Source organism: Rahnella sp. 1L-D-7-B-C2 (genome assembly GCF_057290995.1).
This window is the reverse complement of sequence record NZ_JBXAVQ010000005.1, coordinates 244,824-262,430: the sequence shown is the minus strand read 5'-3', so window position 1 is coordinate 262,430 and position 17,607 is coordinate 244,824. Positions and strand designations below refer to the sequence as shown.

Sequence of the window (17,607 nt, the reverse complement as noted above, 5' to 3'; positions counted from 1 at the left end):
TTAAAAAATATTTAAGATTTAATTGTAAACCACAGTCATGATCGCAAGATGCGGATCATTATTCACATGCTCAGTTTTCACCGAACCCAGAGAAAGCGGCAGGCTATAATTCAGCGGGTCTTGCGTATTCACTGCCCGAACCTCGGTCACGGTTTTTCCGCCGCTCTCGCACTTGCTGGTCACCTTGTTATTAACGGTATCAAAGGTACATCCGCCATCCACAATCGCACCATAAAAATGGATAGTGCCGCTATTTCCAGCAGTTGCAAACTGAGTCATCCCTGAGGTTAACAATCCCAAAAACAGTACCCACATGATTCTGTTCATGGTCACACCCTCATATGAAAATAGATTTTTTAATATTTAGCCAACGTCCATTTAACATTAATACACCTAACCAAATTCGCACTGTGCGGGCGAAAAAATTGGGGATAATGCACGTCAAATTCAAGCCTCAGGAACAAACATCGGCACAGCGCTGGATTTTCTTTAATGCCCGTTGCACATTGTCGGGTGAATTTTTCTAATAAGGATAGGCAGTCATGACCAAAACTAACCTGATCACCGGTTTTCTCGGCAGCGGAAAAACCACCACCCTGCGCCATTTACTGGCTCAGAAGCCTGAAGGTGAGAAATGGGCGGTTTTGGTCAATGAATTCGGCGAAATCGGCATTGATGGCGCCTTGCTGGCTGACAGCGGTGCTGTACTGAAAGAAATACCCGGCGGATGCATGTGCTGTGTGAATGGGTTGCCGATGCAGGTGGGACTGAACATGCTATTGCAGCAGGCAAAACCCGATCGCTTGCTGATCGAGCCAACCGGGCTCGGTCATCCTAAGCAAATTCTGTCGCTGCTGACGTCTGAGGTTTATAGCAACTGGATAACGCTCAATGCCACGCTTTGTTTACTGGACCCGCGCCAGCTCAGCAATCAACGCGTTATCGACAATGAAAACTTCCGCGACCAGCTGGCTTGCGCGGATGTGATCGTCGCCAATAAATCCGATGTGGCGCAGCCGCAGGATCAGCAGGCGCTCGATACGTGGTATGGGCTGAACGGCGGCGGACGTCAGTTGGTAATTGCGTCACAGGGTGCTGTCGACCCCGCCCTGCTCGATTTGCCGCGCTTTAATCAGACGCAACTGCCGGATGGCAAACATCATCATGCACATGCGGATAAACGCGGACTGGCGGCACTGAGCCTGCCGGGGATGCAGCGCTGGCGTCGCGCAGTGAATCAGGGTGACGGCTATACCAGCTGTGGCTGGATTTTTGATGCTGACACGCAGTTTGATACCGCAGGCCTCCTCGACTGGGCGCGTAGGGTGCCGGTTGACCGGGTGAAAGGCATTATGCGCATAAAGGAAGGGACGCTGTTGATTAACCGCCAGGGAAACGATCTGCATATTGAGACAAAACCGGTGGCCCCCTTGGACAGCAGAATCGAGCTGATTACACGAGATGTTGCGCAATGGAATGAACTACAATCACTCTTGTTGAAGGTTCGTTTAAGTTGTAAGGATTAAGTTAACGCTGACTAATTTATTCATTACCCTGCTAAGTATAGGTTTTCATTTATGTGGCGCCGAAATATACCCGCAATCCTGATACTCAATGTATTAGGCGTTGCCCTGTTTTTATCCTATTACCTGCCAGCGAATCATGGTTTCTGGTTCCCGATTGATAAGTCGATTTTCTTCTTCTTCAATCAGCATCTGGCGACCGACCACTGGTTTCTGCATCTGGTGGCTGTGACCAATAACCGGGCTTTTGACAGCATTTCGCTGCTGGCGATGGGTGCGCTGTATCTGTGTTTCTTCCTCAAGCAAGATCCACTGGGGCGCCGTCGTCTGGTCATTATTGGGTTTGTCATGCTGCTTACCGCTGTGGTGCTTAACCAGCTCGGCCATCTACTGCCAGTCAGCCATAAAAGCCCATCGCTGAGTTTCCCGGATGTTAATCGTGTGAGTAAACTGACCGGCATTCCGACCAAAGATGCCTCTTCGGACAGTTTCCCAGGTGACCACGGCATGATGCTGATTATCTTCTCGTGCTTTATGCTGCGTTATTTAAGCAAAGGCGCTTTTGCCGTTGCAGTGCTTATTACCATTATCTTCTCGCTGCCACGTGTGATGATTGGTGCGCACTGGTTCACGGATATCGCGGTCGGTTCAATGTCCGTTGTGCTGGTCGGCGCCAGCTGGTGGCTGATGACACCTGCCAGCGACATGCTGATTAACTGGCTGGAAAGAAAGTTACCCGGTAATAAAAATCCCATTAAGAACGCGTGATTCATTGATACATATCATTTCATTATGACCCGTCGACGTTTTGCTGTCTGACGGGTCTTTTTTTAAGACAAATCCCAGACATACTTAGCTGAAATGTTAACAAGAAACCCGCGTGTGGCGCGGTTTTAATCCAAATTAGCATAAAAATAAACCATCTTTTTTTACATCTTTACTTACATTAGCTTACATCACAATTTCTTATAAAAAATCTCATAATACCTCTCGCAATCCCCTATTCATTACGGTAACCTCCAATTCGCCTGCACAGAAATGTGGCAAAAACACCCGGCTTCAAGATAAAAACGTGCTCTGACGCACATTTTATCATTCAGGTGTTTGTCCCGACTGTGCGCGGCGGGTAGTCTCGCTTCGTTTGGCAATTTTAATAACGATTTTATCGTTAAGGACAGCAAGGGATAACAACAATAATGGTCAAGTCTCAACCGTTTCTGAGATATATCACGCGGATAATTCCCGCGATTGGCGCAGCAATTATTCTCACTGCGTGTAGTGGTACACATTCTTCGAACACAGAAAACGCGCAAACTGATATGCGTGCAGTAAATGACAAAGACGGTCTTCTACTGCAAGCCTCTCAGGATGAATTCGAAGCAATGGTTCGCAGCGTCAACGTAAAATCCAAAATTATGGATCAGTATGCTGACTGGAAAGGCGTTCGTTATCGTTTAGGTGGTGACAGCAAGCGTGGTATCGATTGCTCAGCCTTCGTTCAGGTAACATTCCGCGAACAATTTGGTATGGATTTGCCTCGTTCAACGTATGAACAGGAAGAAAAAGGCAAGAAAATCCAGCGCACGAAACTGCGTCCGGGTGATCTGGTTCTGTTCCGCGCCGGCTCAACAGGCCGTCACGTCGGTATTTATTTAGGTAACGATCAGTTTGTTCATGCCTCCACCAGCAACGGTGTGATGATTTCAAATCTGAAAGAAACTTACTGGAATGCACGTTATCGTGAAGCAAGACGCGTATTGGCTAACGGTTAACCGTTACCCCATGATTTAGCTCTTGTTGTTCTATGCCAAGCGAATAAAAAAACGTCATCTTCGGATGGCGTTTTTTTATGCCCCGATTTTCCCATTCACTATGCCTCGTAATAAAAGACTGATGTTTTTTTGGCTGAGTTATACTTTGATTTCATCAGTCAGATAAAGGTTAACTCCCATGGGTTTAAAAGCGGCGCTTACGCACAGCGTATTGCCAAAACGCCGTTATTTAAAAAGAAGCCTTTTTTTCTCCGTCTTATTTTTTATTTTATTTACCCTCATCACTCTCAGTGTCATCAAAGCCAATAATTCCCGCGAACAAAATGAGATTGCTAAAAGAACTGAGCAATTCAGCGCCCACTATTTTCACCAGTTAACCGACAATATGCGACGGCTGGGCTTGCTCACCGCCGAACCCTGCGCGTCCGTTACCCACGAAATTAACCGGGATGCAGCGTTCAGCATCGGCGTACGGGACTTCCAGCTGGTGCGTGATGGCATTGTGTATTGTTCGTCGGCCTCAGGTAATCAGAACGTTCCGGCCAATACCACGCTGCAGGGCATAGATTTTACCCAACCGATGGCCGTCAATTTGCAGATGGGCACCGCCGCGGTACCGAACCGCCCGGTGATCATCGTCTGGCAACGTAATCCTGGCTCATTTGACGACGGCGTGATCGCCACGCTCGAACTGACGTTATCGCCATACATGTTATTTACACAGCCCGGTACGGGATATCGCGGATTTGCCCTGCTGGTCGGCGACGCGGCGCTGATATCTACAGAAGAAGGGTTAGTCTCGCTTAACAAATTGCCGCGCAGCCATTACACCGAGATCAAAGCTGGCGACTACCCTTTCACCATCCGCCTCTACTCCCCTTCCCTCACTGCCGACAATCTTCGTTTTACGCTGCTGGGCGGTTTGCTGCTGAGCATTTTCGTCTGCATGCTGATTTACCATAGCTTTCTCAATCGCCACAACGTGGAAAAAGAGATCCTGCGCGGGCTGAAAAACAAAGAATTCTTTGTAGAATATCAACCGGTAATAGAATCGCGCAGCATGAAGATTACCGGCGTCGAGGCATTGTTACGCTGGCAGCATCCGATTGAAGGTCGCATTCCTCCTGACCTGTTTATCGCTTATGCGGAAACCCAGGGGCTGATAGTTCAGCTGACCCAACATATGATGGCGTTAGTTGCAGCGGATGCGCATGGGCTGCAACATGCATTCCCCGATAAAGCCAAGCTGAGCATCAATATTTCCCCGCATCACATGAACAAAGTGGGCTTCCATGATGATGTCCTGAACTTTGTCGAAGCGCTGCCGGAAAACGCGTTTCAGGTGGTTTTCGAAATCACCGAACGGGGAATGATTGATACCGAGGCGGCGATACGCGAGTTTAACTGGCTGCGCAGACATAAAATCGAAATCGCCATAGATGATTTTGGCACCGGCCACAGCGCGTTAATTTATCTGGAAAAATTCACGCTCGATTATCTCAAAATCGACCGGGGTTTCGTGATGTCGATTGATCAGAAAACCCTGATCGCACCAGTCCTGGATACCGTACTCAAGCTGACCGAAGAGCTGAAGCTGAAAACCGTAGCCGAAGGCGTAGAAACGCACCAACAGGCCGACTATCTGCGCAATCACGGCGTCACTTACCTGCAGGGTTTTTTGTACAGTAAACCGCTGAGCATCACCGTACTCATGGACTTCATCCGCGACTTCAACGAGAAAGAGGCGTGCTATCACATCTGAGCCGCCAACTGCTGCCCTTTGAGAGTCTATTTTTCTTTTAGGCGTCTGCAGCTGAATATGATAAAAAGGCCGAAATCAGGGAAGTCGCCGAAAACTGGCGCGTTACAAGGCCTTAGCCATAATTTACTCATCACTGAACGACAGCCCGCGCCTAAGCCGCAACTTGCTGTTGTCATCACAGGAGTGCAGATTCAGGATGTTTTCTCGCGTGTTTGCCGCAGCATTGTGCCTGCTGAGCCTCGGGGCTCAGGCTGAAGTCATTCAGGACAGCTATGCGTTCGCGATTTTAGGCGAACCGAAATACGTGTCCAACTTCAGTAATTTTGACTACGTCAACCCTGCCGCGCCTAAGGGCGGTCAGGTTACACTCGCAGCCATCGGCACCTATGACAACTTCAACCGCTTCGCTTCCCGCGGCAATCCGGCCGTGCGCAGCGGATCGCTCTACGACAGCCTGTTCACCACTTCCAGCGATGAGATCGGCAGCTATTATCCGCTGATCGCCGATTCTGCCCGTTACGACAGCCAGTACCGCTGGGTGGAAGTGGATATCAATCCGCGCGCGCGTTTTAACGATAACACCCCAATTACCGCCAGCGACGTCGCCTTCTCATTTAAAAAATTCATGACCGAAGGCGTCTCGCAGTTTCGCGTGGTATACAAAGGCGTCGAGGTGAAAGCCATTTCGCGCCTCACCGTACGCATCGAGCTGCCGAAGCCGGACAAAGACATGATGCTCGGGCTGCTGGGTTTGCCGATCCTGCCGCAGGCGTTTTGGGAAAAACACAAATTCAACGAACCGCTCAATACCCCACCGCTGGGCAGCGGGCCTTATCGCATCAGCGATTACAAACTTGGCCAGTACATCACCTATTCGCGCGTGCACGACTACTGGGCAGCTAATTTGCCGGTCAACCGTGGCCGCTATAATTTCGATACTATCCGCTACGACTACTACCTCGACGACAATGTGGCGCTGGAAGCCTTTAAGTCCGGTGCGTTTGATTTCCGCATGGAAACCTCACCGAAGAACTGGTCAACGCAGTATCAGGGCGGCAATTTCAGCAAAAACTTTATTGTGAAGGCAGATGAGGAAAATCAGGCCGCACAGGATACCCGCTGGCTGGCGTTTAATCTGCATCGCCCGCAGTTTGCCGATCGCAAAGTCCGTGAGGCCATAACGCTGGCTTTCGATTTTGACTGGATGAATAAAGCACTCTATTTCGGTGCCTATCAGCGCGTTAACAGTTATTTTCAGAACACGCAGTATGCCGCGAAAGACTACCCTGACTCTGCCGAACTGGCGTGGCTGGGGCCACTGAAAGGTAAAGTGCCGGCTGAAGTGTTCAGCAAACTGTATCAGCCGCCGCGCTCCGACGGCAGCGGTAACGACCGGGCTAATCTGTTAAAAGCCACGCAGCTTCTCAAAGAAGCTGGCTGGGAAGTGAAAAATCAGGTGCTGGTGAACGGTAAAACCGGCAAACCTTTTACCTTCGAACTGCTGTTGCCGAGCGGGGGGAACTCACAGTACGTTTTGCCGTTCCAACATAATCTGCAACGTCTGGGTATTAAAATGTCAATTCGTGAAGTCGACAGTTCCCAGTTCGTACGCCGGATGCGCCAGCGCGATTACGACATGATCCCGGCTGTTTATCCTGCCAATTCTTATCCGAGCAGCGATTTGCAGATTTACTGGAATACCCGATATCTCGATTCAACTTACAACAAATCGGGTATTAGTGATCCGGCCATCGACAAGCTGACTGAAGAGATCGCCGCCAATCAGGGCAATCCTGACGCGCTGCTTTCACTCGGCCATGCGCTCGATCGCGTACTGACGTGGAATATGGTGATGATCCCAATGTGGTACACCAACCACGAGCGTTATGCTTATTGGGATAAATTCTCGATGCCTGCCGTTGCGCCGTCTAACGGGATGGAGCTGGATACCTGGTGGTATGACATGAACCGGGCCGCCCGCTTACCTGCGGAACGCCGCTAAGGAGAACGCCGTGGCCGCCTATTTATTACGACGACTGCTTCTGGTGATCCCTACCCTGTGGGCTATCATCACCATCAACTTCTTTATCGTGCAGATAGCACCCGGTGGCCCCGTCGATCAGGCCATAGCGGCCATTGAGATGGGACATTCCAGCGGGCTGCCCGGCGCGGGCGGTGACTCCGGTAACGGCAAAGCCTCGCCGGGCGTTGCGCAGTTTGGTGAAGGCCAATACCGTGGCGCTCGCGGCCTGGATCCGGAAGTCATTGCTGAAATCACCCATCGCTTCGGTTTCGATAAACCGCTCCATGTCCGCTATTTCGAGATGCTATCGAGTTATGTGCGCTTTGATTTTGGCGACAGTCTGTTTCGTGGCTCATCGGTCATGGGGCTGGTGAAAAGTGCGCTACCGGTGTCGGTAAGCATTGGCTTGTGGAGCACGCTTATTATCTATCTGGTGTCGATCCCGTTGGGTATCCGCAAAGCGGTGCGTAACGGGACTAAATTCGATACGTGGAGCAGTACATTCATCATTATCGGCTACGCGGTGCCGTCGTTCCTGTTCGCCATTTTGCTGATTGTGTTATTCACCGGCGGCAGCTATCTCGACTGGTTCCCGCTGCGCGGCCTGACATCACCCAATTTCGATACCCTGCCGTGGTACGGTAAAGTCACCGATTATCTCTGGCATATCACGCTGCCAGTGCTGGCCACGGTGATTGGCGGTTTCGCGACGCTCACCATGCTGACCAAAAACTCGTTTATGGATGAAGTGGGCAAACAGTACGTGGTGACGGCGCGCGCCAAAGGCCTGAACGAGAAGCAGATTCTGTACCGCCATGTTTTCCGTAACGCCATGCTGCTGGTGATCGCCGGTTTTCCAGCCACGTTTATCAGCATGTTTTTCACCGGTTCGTTGCTGATTGAAGTGATGTTCTCCTTGCAGGGCCTGGGATTACTCGGCTACGACGCCATTGTGCAGCGCGATTTCCCGGTAATGTTTGGCACGTTGTACATCTTCACGCTGATTGGCCTGCTGCTGAATATCATCAGCGATATCACCTACACGCTGGTTGACCCGCGTATCGACTTCGAGGGACGCCACTGATGCCCTTTCTTAATGTAAGCACGGTGAATCAGGCACGCTGGGCGCGTTTTTGCCAGAACCGGCGCGGTTTCTGGTCGCTGTGGATTTTCCTGGTGATCTTCGTTCTGGCGCTGCTCTCCAACCTACTGGCCAACGATAAACCGCTTCTGGCACGCTATCAGGGCCACTGGTTTGTGCCTTTCATGGTTAACTACAGCGAAACCACCTTCGGCGGCGAACTGGAAACGCCTGCCGATTATCAGGATCCCTTTGTGCTCAGCCAGCTGCAAGACCACGGCTGGGTAATTTGGGCACCGATCCGCAGCAGCTTTAACTCCATCAATTTTGCCACCACCCAGCCCTTCCCTTCTCCGCCTTCAGCGCAAAACTGGCTGGGCACCGACAGCAACGGGCACGACGTGCTGGCGCAAATCCTTTATGGTCTGCGGATCTCGCTGTTCTTTGGTATTTTGCTGACGTTGTTCTCATCGCTGATTGGCGTGACGGCCGGTGCCGCGCAGGGCTATTACGGCGGGCGAATTGATCTCATCGGGCAGCGCTTTATCGAAGTATGGTCAGGCATGCCGACGCTGTTTCTGATCATCATGCTGGCGAGCGTCGTGCAGCCGAATTTCTGGTGGCTGTTGCTGATAAGCGTGCTTTCCGGCTGGATGATTCTGGTCGGCGTGGTGCGGGCGGAGTTCCTGCGTACCCGAAACTTTGATTACATTCGCGCGGCGCAGGCGATGGGCGTCAGCGATCGCGCCATTATGCTGCGACATATGCTACCTAACGCGATGGTCGCCACGCTGACCTATCTGCCGTTTATTTTGTGCGGCTCGATTACCACGCTTGCCTCGCTGGATTTCCTCGGTTTTGGTCTGCCCCTCGGTTCGCCTTCGCTCGGCACATTACTGATGGAAGGTAAAAACAACTTGCAGGCGCCGTGGCTGGGCATCAGCGCCTTTGTGGTGCTGGCTTCGCTGCTGACACTACTCATTTTCATTGGTGAAGCGGTTCGTGACGCCTTTAATCCGTCTGCACAACACCATGAGGCGCGCTGAAATGACAGACACACCTCTTTTACAAATCAAAAATCTCAGCGTGGCTTTCCGGCAGGGAAATCAGCTGCGCGAGGTAGTGAGCGACGTGTCGCTGGATATACGCGCCGGGGAAACACTGGCGCTGGTGGGGGAATCCGGTTCAGGCAAAAGTGTCACCGCGCTGTCGGTGCTGCGCCTGCTGCCCTCGCCGCAGGTGAATTATCCGCAGGGCGATATTCTTTTCGACGGAAAATCCTTGCTGCACGCCGATGAAAGCACGCTGCGCGGTATTCGCGGCAACCAGATTTCGATGATTTTTCAGGAGCCGATGGTTTCACTGAACCCGCTGCATACGCTTGAAAAACAGCTGGCCGAAGTGTTGATGTTGCACCGGGGTTTGCGCGGTGATGCGGCGCGCGACGAGATTATCCGCTGTCTCGATCGCGTGGGTATTCGTCAGGCTGCCTCGCGGCTGAAAGATTTTCCGCACCAGCTCTCCGGCGGAGAACGCCAGCGTGTGATGATCGCTATGGCCGTGCTGACCCGGCCCAAACTGCTGATTGCCGACGAGCCTACCACCGCGCTGGATGTTTCGGTGCAGGCGCAGATCCTCTCCTTGCTCGACGAGCTGAAGAAGGAAATGGGTATGGCGATGCTGTTTATCACCCATAACCTGCGCATCGTGCGCCGTCTGGCGGATAACGTCGCGGTGATGCAGCATGGGCGCCTGGTGGAGCAGCAACCGCGGGCCACGCTGTTTAGCCAGCCACAGCATCCGTATACGCGACAGTTATTGCAGGCCGAGCCACAGGGGCGTCCTCAGCCGCTTACGGGCGAACCGCCTGTATTGCTGGAAGTGAAGAATCTGAACGTCGGGTTTCCGGTCAGACGCGGCTTGCTGCGCCGCACGGTCAGCGTCAAACACGCGGTAAATCAGATGAGTTTCCAGCTGCGTCGCGGGGAAAGCCTCGGCGTGGTCGGCGAATCCGGTTCGGGGAAAAGCACAACCGGGCTGGCATTGCTGCGCCTGCTGAAATCACAAGGCGAAATCTGGTTCGACGGCCAGCCGTTGCATACTTATTCGCGCCAGCAAATGCTGCCCTTCCGCAGCCGGATTCAGGTGGTGTTCCAGGATCCCTTCTCGGCACTGAACCCACGCTTTACCGTCGAACAAATCATCGCCGAAGGCCTGCTGGTTCATCGCAAAGTGACGGAAAAAGAGCGCGAACAGGCGGTGATCCTTGCCATGCAGGACGTGGGGTTGGATCCGCACACCCGCCACCGTTACCCGACCGAGTTTTCAGGCGGCCAGCGTCAGCGCATCGCCATCGCCCGCGCCCTGATTTTAGAGCCGGAAATGCTGATCCTTGATGAGCCGACGTCGTCGCTGGATAAATCGGTGCAGGCGCAAATTCTGGCGATCCTGAGCGAACTGCAACAACGTCGCAGCCTGACCTATTTGTTTATCAGTCATGATTTGCACGTCGTGCGGGCGTTGTGTCACCAGCTGATTGTGTTACAAAACGGAGAAGTCGTGGAACAAGGGGATTGTGAGCAGATTTTCACCGCGCCGCAGCAGGCTTATACCCGCGAGTTGCTGGCCGCGTCAGATGCGTTTGATACGCAGAAGGAGTGAAAGGAGACGCCTGACTCAGTTATCGTCAGGCTGTCAGAATGGATAAAGTGCGGTGATCGACTCGGCAATGGCCGCCCCGATATTCTTCAGGCAGCAGAGCGTAGCGCTTTCATCTTCGCGACGCACAAACAGACAAGGTTCGCCGTCGATTTCGACAATCGCAGCTTTGACCTGGATATCTTCCAGCGCGTTGGTCAACTGATGCATCACCTGCCAGGCAAACTCACCCTCATGGCTCAACAATTTCAGGCCAATCAGATTGTTATCTTCTTCGTTACCAGGCAGCGGAATCGGTTCAACTTTGATACCTGCAAAACCTGACATCCAGCGATAACTTTGCGGCAAACGATGTACTACCGAAAGTTGAATATTATTCACGGAATTCCCCAGACAATGATTTAAACAAATCACCTACAAATTCGTTACATCAATACCAGTTATAGACGACGGAACGTGCTTTGCCCACTTTATGCTCAAATAATTAACATTAAATTAACGCAATCAGCACACACCCGTAAACTATAACCCTTTTCTGTCCGCTCCTGATGGTTCTGAGAGCCAGATCTCATTTTGGCTTCTTTGTAACCTTTTCAGCCTTATTTAACAACCATTTTCATCATTAACAGCTACTTTTTAACTTCTATTTCTTTACAATTAATATACAAATTGCGTGGGGCGAAAAAAACCACCACATTTTAAAATCGATAAAAATCAGGATAATAAGCCTTTTAACCGATAGCATATTTCCTGACACTGTCACTAATTTCAGGCTGAAATGAACCGGTTGGTAACATTTTTATCGCGGCGCATAATACGTTAAAATCTGGATCTAATGTTAATAAATCCGCACAATTTGTTTGCACAAAACCCTCATTATTGGCTTATGATCCGCATCGTTATTACTGATATACCCTGTCAGGATGAAAGACACCCGCCTTAACCTTCTGATAAATATCATAATGAGTCATTGAATTATGCATTCCTGAGTCATTTGGCTCACACCCAACCCAGCGAGAAATGAGATGGAAAACGATCCTTCAATCAATGGAAGCAATGCAACCGTAAATGGAACCGGTTTCAGCCGTCGTCAACTGCTGAAAGGTTTAACCTCAGCGATGGTCGCCACCACCCTGCTCGGCTTTCCTTTCCTGAGTCAGGCCGAAAAAGAGACCGCCACGCAGGCTCCGGTGATCTTCGGGCAGTTCTATCTGGTCTCACAGGCCATTACTGAACATAAAAATATCAGCGAAGGCTCTTCAGCCCAGATTTTCAACGCATTCCACCGCTCGCAGCCGGACTTCGCCGCACAGGTCAGTAAGCTCCACGCGCTGGTCAGGCCGGGGCAATCAGCCAACGCATTGCAGGAAGCCGCGAAGCAAAATGGCCTGGGTGAACTGGTGACCAGCATCGTCACCGCGTGGTACACCGGCACCGTTGGCCATGGTATCGATTCCATTCTAATTTCTTATAAAGATGCCCTGATGTACCGCCCGGTAAGCGACGGCCTGATCGTGCCGACCTACTGCGGCAACGGTCCACTGTACTTCACCGCCGCGCCGCCCGACGCCGCGATGCCTGAATCCATGAATGCTGACCGTTTTACCAATACTTCTGAATCTGCTGATGTGAGCAAAGCCTGATGAAAAAACCCGAATTTACCGCAGACGGCGATGCGTCTGCTGATGTCATCGTTGTCGGTTCCGGCGTCGTAGGCGGCATGATTGCCGATCAACTGGTCAGCCAGGGATATTCCGTACTGGTGCTGGAAGCCGGTTTGCGTATCGAGCGCGCACAGGCAGTCGAAAACTGGCGCAACATGCCGTTTGATAACCGTGCCGGTTCTGATTTCCAGGGGCTTTATCCGCAGTCAGAGAACGCCCCCGCACCGCTGTACTTCCCTGAAAATAACTATGTGCATCTGACCGGCCCGAGCGCAAGCAGCTTTAAACAGGGTTATCTGCGCACCGTCGGTGGCACCACCTGGCACTGGGCGGCATCCTGCTGGCGTCACGTTCCTAACGATTTCAAAATGAAAACGCTGTACGGCGTGGGTCGCGACTGGCCAATTTCCTATGACGAACTCGAGCCCTACTACTGTCGTGCGGAAGAAGAAATCGGTGTAGCCGGTCCGAACGACCCGGCGTTGCAATCCCCTGTGGAACGCAGCAAACCTTATCCGATGGAACAGGTGCCTTACGGTTACGGCGATACCCGCTTTGCGGAAATCGTAAACCCGCACGGTTACCGCTCAGTGCCTATCCCGCAGGGCCGCAGCACGCGTCCGTGGAACGGTCGCCCGACCTGCTGTGGTAACAATAACTGCCAGCCAATCTGCCCGATCGGCGCCATGTATAATGGTATCGCCCACGTCGAACGTGCCGAAAATAAAGGTGCCGTGGTGCTGGCCGAAGCCGTGGTTTACAAGATTGATACCGACGAAAACAACAATGTGACGGCGGTTCACTGGCTGGATAATCAGAAGAAATCACACAAGGCGACCGGCAAAGTGTTTGCGCTGGCCTGTAACGGCATCGAAACCCCGCGTCTGCTGCTGATGGCAGCCAATGACAAAAACCCGAACGGTATCGCCAACTCGTCCGATCACGTGGGTCGTAACATGATGGATCACTCCGGTTTCCACTGTACGTTCATTGCCAAAGAACCGTTGTGGATTGGCCGTGGTCCGGCACAGAGCAGCTGTCTGGTCGGCCCGCGCGACGGTGATTTCCGCAAGGATTATTCCGCCAATAAGATGATCCTCAACAACATCAGCCGCGTAATCCCGGCGACGTCCAAAGCGTTGCAGATGGGTCTGGTAGGTAAAGAGCTGGACGAAGAAATCCGCCGCCGCTCTATCTTCGGCGTGGATTTATCCATCAGCCTGGAACCGTTGCCGGATCCAAACAATCGCCTGACGCTGAGCACCACGCGCAAAGATCCGCATGGCCTGCCGTGCCCGGACATTCATTACGACGTCGGCGATTATGTGCGCAAAGGCGCGGAAGCAGCGCACAAGCAGCTGGAACACATCGGCTCGCTGTTTATGGCGGAAGAATTCAACATCACCACCAGCCTCAACGCCAATAACCACATCATGGGCGGCACCATCATGGGCAGCGATCCGAAAGATTCCGTGGTCAACGGCGAATGCCGTGCGCACGACCATGCCAACCTGTGGCTGCCGGGCGGCGGAGCGATTCCTTCCTCCAGCGTGGTCAACAGTACGCTGACCATGGCCGCACTGGGCCTGAAAGCAGCCGATGATATGGCGAAAAAACTGGCGGGTGCAGCATGAAAAAAATCCTTATCGCCTGTCTGTTAGGTACCTCGCTAAGCGGATTTGCCGTCGCCCAGGACAATCAGGCGGAGCTGATTCGCCAGGGGCACGAGGTGGCGACCGCGGCCGACTGTCAGGCCTGTCATACCGCGCCGGAAGGCGGTAAAGCGTTTGCCGGTGGCTATGAAATCCACTCGCCGATGGGCACGATTTACACCACCAATATCACGCCGTCGAAACAGTTTGGTATCGGCAATTACACCGAAGAGCAGTTTGTCCGTGCGGTGCGCGAAGGGGTGCGCCCTGACGGCGCAAACCTCTATCCGGCCATGCCTTACACTTCTTACAGCCATATGAGCGATGCGGACATGCATGCGCTGTATGTCTATTTCAAAGAAGGTGTGAAGCCGGTCGAGCAGCCGAATACTGAAACCGCCCTGCCGTTCCCGTTCAACATGCGTATTGCGATGGCTGGCTGGAACATGATGTATCTCGACAGCACGCCGTTTAAGCCGGATCCGACCAAAAGCGAGCAATGGAACCGGGGTGCCTATCTGGTGAACGGTGCCGGTCACTGTGATACCTGCCACACACCGCGTAACCTGATGATGGGTTCTGTGACGGACAAACCGCTGGCGGGCGGTATGGTCGGGCCGTGGTATGCGCCGAACATCAGTTCTGATCCGGTGAGTGGCATCGGTAACTGGTCACAGCCTCAGCTGGTGGAATATCTGAAAACCGGCAAAACAGCCGGTAAAAATCAGGCCGCCGGTGGCATGGCAGAAGCGGTGCAAAACAGTCTGCAATACATGTCTGATACCGATCTCAATGCCATCGCCTTCTACCTGAAAAACAGTACGCCGGTGCGTGACCCGCGTGATACACAGGCAGCGGATACCTTTGGTAAACCGGTGAATGTGGAACAGGGTCTGCGCGGCGCGCATCCGTACAACGCCAACCATACCATCGACACTGGTGCGGCATTGTTCAGCGGCTACTGCGCCAGCTGCCACCAGCCGGATGGCTCAGGCAGCAAAAATCAGGCGTATCCTTCGCTGTTCAACAATACTGCCACCGGCATGGGCAACGCCTCTAACCTGATTTCCGCCATCCTTTACGGCGTGGATCGTCAGGTCGGTGACCATCACGTGCTGATGCCGAAATTTGGCGTGGGTTCGTATGTCGGTCAGCTCGACGATCAGCAAATCGCTGACATCTCCAACTACGTGTTGAAGAATTACGGCAACCCGACCATTCAGGTGAACGCGCAGGATGTTGCGGTGTTACGCGCAGGCGGTCCGGTCACCTTGCTGGCGAAGTTGCAACCGTTCATGGCTCCGGCGATGGTCGCAGGCGTGGTGATTCTGCTGGTGTTGATTTTCTGGCTTGGCAGAAGGCGTAAACACAAAACGGCGTAACATTCAGCCGATGTGGAAATAGAATGCAAAACGGCCCGATTGGGCCGTTTTTACAAGCTTGGTCTTTATTCTACGTATTGAACCACTGACCCGCTATATGTCACTTCCATACCGTCGACAGTAATGGTCTGGTTAAAATCAAATGTGACGCCATCAGTTCCGGCTGGAATTTCCGACCACGTAATTTTTCCATTGTCGTAAACACCGTTGTTACTGATATCCGTTGGCGGAATCAAGGATCCATCTACACTTTTTACCGGGTTATCAATGGTTACAGAGTCCGCACTAGGGACAGGGTAGGAGGAATTTTTAAATATTATCTTTTAATAATATGGGTAAATTATAAAACGCTCTTCACCGAAATAATTTGCAGCGATTATCTCTGGTGAAGAGACTGTATTATCCCCGCCCGACCAGCGGCATGGCGCTTGCCATCACGGTCATCGTCAGGACGTTGGTATCGAGCGGTAAGCCCCCCATAAACGCCACTGCCTCTCCGACGCGCTCGACCGGGATCACTGGCTCTTCGGCGATCTGCCCGTCGGCCTGCATCCTGCCCGCCAGCGCTTTGTTGCCCATGTCCGTCGCCGCATTCCCCACGTCAATCTGCCCGCAGGCGATGTTAAACGCGCGGCCATCGAGCGCCGTGGATTTGGTCAGGCCGGTAATGGCATGTTTGCTGGCGGTGTAAGGAGCCGAGTTCGGGCGCGGAGATTGCGCAGAAATCGATCCATTATTGATGATACGACCGCCCTGCGGCGACTGCTGTTTCATCAGTTTTACCGCCGCCTGAGTACACAAAAATGCACCGGTCAGATTGGTATTAATTACTGACAGCCAGTCTTCTACCGCGAGCTCTTCGATGGGGACATCTTTCACGTTATTACCGGCGTTATTGAACAGCAAATCCAGCCTTCCGAAAGTTTGCTGTATTTCCGTAAACAGCGCCGTCACGGACTGCGGACTGGTGACGTCTAACTGCCGCGCCACCGCCTGTCCTTGTGGGAACTGCGCGACGGCCTGCTCCAGTTTTTCAATATTGCGTCCGGCCAGAATCACTGTGAATCCGGTGGCGGCCAGTGCCTTCGCGGCGCTTAACCCGATACCGCTGCCACCGCCGGTGATGAGTGCTGTCTTCTTCATCGTCATTCCTTCTTAAACCGCAGCTAACATGCCGCCATCAATGAAAAGAAGATGACCATTGACGAAGTCCGAGGCTTTGGAAGACAGGTACACCGCACCGCCGACCAGCTCTTGGGGATCTCCCCAGCGTGCAGCTGGCGTGCGTTTGCACAGCCACTCGGAGAACTCTTTCTTATCCACCAGCGCCTGCGTCATGTCGGTTTTGAAATAGCCCGGCGCAATGCCGTTCACCTGAATATTGTAGCGCGCCAGCTCCACGCACATCCCGCGCGTCAGCATTTTCACCGCGCCTTTAGACGCAGCGTAAGGCGTGATAGTGTCGCGGCCCAGCTCGCTTTGCATCGAACCGATGTTGATGATTTTGCCGCGCTCGCGCTGGATCATGTAGCGCGCCACTGCCTGCGAAACAAGGAATACAGATTTCTGGTTCACGGCAATCACATCGTCCCAGTCTTTTTCCGGGAACTCAGTAAACTTATGGCGACGCTGGATCCCGGCATTATTGATCAGCACATCGATCGGGCCGATTTTGCTTTCGATGTGATCGATTGCCTGATTTACCGCCTGACTGTTGGTGACATCAAACGAGACGGCGTGGGCGATAAACCCTTCGGCGCGTAGTGCTTCAGCCGCTTTCTGCGTAGATTCAGGCTGTGTGCCGTTAACGATAATTTCGGCGCCGTGTTGCGCCAGCCCTTTCGCCAGCAGGAAACCCAGACCGCGCGTGGAGCCGGTGACCAGTATCTTTTTATTATCCAGTGAGAAGAGATTTGTCATAGCGTTGACCTTATGAAGGAAGCGGTTCCAGGAAGTTAGCCACACTACAACGTTTTAGGCGCGAGCAAACTGTGATGCAGATCACTTTGAAGGATGTTAAAAAAACCTGTTACCGCTGATGTGATCATCATCATTTTGATAACAATCTCCGGCGCTTTCTGTTTCAATAA

16 protein-coding genes are annotated in these 17,607 nt (G+C 52.5%); 11 read left to right on the top strand and 5 right to left on the bottom strand.

From position 1 onward, the window contains the following. Positions 1-18 precede the first annotated feature (18 nt). Positions 19-327 (bottom strand): hypothetical protein, encoded by a 309-nt coding sequence (locus AC0Z7K_RS11365; RefSeq protein WP_485614465.1) that lies wholly within the window; start codon positions 325-327, stop codon positions 19-21. Positions 328-542: 215 nt separating this feature from the next. Between AC0Z7K_RS11365 and AC0Z7K_RS11360 the strand changes: the two genes are divergently transcribed. From AC0Z7K_RS11360 to yejF, 8 genes are all read left to right on the top strand, one after another. After that, complete coding sequence (locus tag AC0Z7K_RS11360) at positions 543-1,526, top strand: CobW family GTP-binding protein (protein WP_485614464.1); 984 nt, start codon at positions 543-545, stop codon at positions 1,524-1,526. Positions 1,527-1,577: 51 nt separating this feature from the next. Beyond that, positions 1,578-2,291, top strand: a complete 714-nt coding sequence (locus AC0Z7K_RS11355) for a phosphatase PAP2 family protein (protein ID WP_413529408.1) — start codon at positions 1,578-1,580, stop codon at positions 2,289-2,291. Positions 2,292-2,719: 428 nt separating this feature from the next. Next, the gene (mepS, locus tag AC0Z7K_RS11350) at positions 2,720-3,295 is read left to right on the top strand and encodes a bifunctional murein DD-endopeptidase/murein LD-carboxypeptidase (protein WP_112167147.1); all 576 of its coding nucleotides are present in this window, start codon (positions 2,720-2,722) and stop codon (positions 3,293-3,295) included. Positions 3,296-3,473: 178 nt separating this feature from the next. Beyond that, positions 3,474-5,057 (top strand): cyclic di-GMP phosphodiesterase, encoded by a 1,584-nt coding sequence (locus AC0Z7K_RS11345; protein ID WP_485614463.1) that lies wholly within the window; start codon positions 3,474-3,476, stop codon positions 5,055-5,057. 196 nt (positions 5,058-5,253) lie between these two features. Next, a complete protein-coding gene (locus AC0Z7K_RS11340) occupies positions 5,254-7,059 on the top strand; it encodes an extracellular solute-binding protein (protein ID WP_485614462.1) in 1,806 nt (601 codons plus the stop codon). A 10-nt stretch (positions 7,060-7,069) separates the two neighbouring features. Continuing rightward, the gene (locus AC0Z7K_RS11335; protein WP_413529405.1) at positions 7,070-8,164 is read left to right on the top strand and encodes a microcin C ABC transporter permease YejB; all 1,095 of its coding nucleotides are present in this window, start codon (positions 7,070-7,072) and stop codon (positions 8,162-8,164) included. Beyond that, the gene (locus AC0Z7K_RS11330; protein WP_485614461.1) at positions 8,164-9,207 is read left to right on the top strand and encodes an ABC transporter permease; all 1,044 of its coding nucleotides are present in this window, start codon (positions 8,164-8,166) and stop codon (positions 9,205-9,207) included. Before AC0Z7K_RS11335 ends, AC0Z7K_RS11330 begins: the two co-directional genes overlap by 1 nt. 1 nt (position 9,208) lies before the next feature. Continuing rightward, positions 9,209-10,822 carry a microcin C ABC transporter ATP-binding protein YejF gene (gene yejF / locus AC0Z7K_RS11325; RefSeq protein WP_485614460.1) on the top strand — a complete coding sequence of 538 codons (1,614 nt, stop codon included), beginning with the start codon at positions 9,209-9,211 and terminating at the stop codon, positions 10,820-10,822. A gap of 33 nt (positions 10,823-10,855) precedes the next feature. On the opposite strand, the gene AC0Z7K_RS11320 is transcribed toward yejF, so the two are convergent. Then, on the bottom strand, positions 10,856-11,200 hold the full coding sequence (locus AC0Z7K_RS11320; protein WP_112167136.1) for a YejG family protein: 345 nt from the start codon (positions 11,198-11,200) through the stop codon (positions 10,856-10,858). A gap of 644 nt (positions 11,201-11,844) precedes the next feature. Here AC0Z7K_RS11320 and AC0Z7K_RS11315 point away from each other — a divergent pair. From AC0Z7K_RS11315 to AC0Z7K_RS11305, 3 genes are read left to right on the top strand one after another with little or no spacing between them, the layout of a single operon-like run. Then, on the top strand, positions 11,845-12,462 hold the full coding sequence (locus AC0Z7K_RS11315) for a sorbitol dehydrogenase family protein (protein WP_413529402.1): 618 nt from the start codon (positions 11,845-11,847) through the stop codon (positions 12,460-12,462). Continuing rightward, positions 12,462-14,117, top strand: a complete 1,656-nt coding sequence (locus tag AC0Z7K_RS11310; protein WP_413529401.1) for a GMC family oxidoreductase — start codon at positions 12,462-12,464, stop codon at positions 14,115-14,117. The genes AC0Z7K_RS11315 and AC0Z7K_RS11310 overlap by 1 nt, the downstream gene beginning before the upstream one ends. Further along, a complete protein-coding gene (locus AC0Z7K_RS11305) occupies positions 14,114-15,517 on the top strand; it encodes a c-type cytochrome (protein WP_485614459.1) in 1,404 nt (467 codons plus the stop codon). Before AC0Z7K_RS11310 ends, AC0Z7K_RS11305 begins: the two co-directional genes overlap by 4 nt. A 65-nt stretch (positions 15,518-15,582) precedes the next feature. Here the strand turns inward: AC0Z7K_RS11305 and AC0Z7K_RS11300 are convergent, their stop codons facing one another. From AC0Z7K_RS11300 to idnO, 3 genes are all read right to left on the bottom strand, one after another. After that, positions 15,583-15,753 (bottom strand): Ig-like domain-containing protein, encoded by a 171-nt coding sequence (locus tag AC0Z7K_RS11300; protein WP_485614457.1) that lies wholly within the window; start codon positions 15,751-15,753, stop codon positions 15,583-15,585. 163 nt (positions 15,754-15,916) lie between these two features. After that, a complete protein-coding gene (locus tag AC0Z7K_RS11295) occupies positions 15,917-16,660 on the bottom strand; it encodes an SDR family oxidoreductase (protein ID WP_485614456.1) in 744 nt (247 codons plus the stop codon). A gap of 12 nt (positions 16,661-16,672) precedes the next feature. Further along, complete coding sequence (gene idnO, locus AC0Z7K_RS11290; RefSeq protein WP_485614454.1) at positions 16,673-17,437, bottom strand: gluconate 5-dehydrogenase; 765 nt, start codon at positions 17,435-17,437, stop codon at positions 16,673-16,675. Between the last annotated feature and the right edge of the window lie 170 nt (positions 17,438-17,607).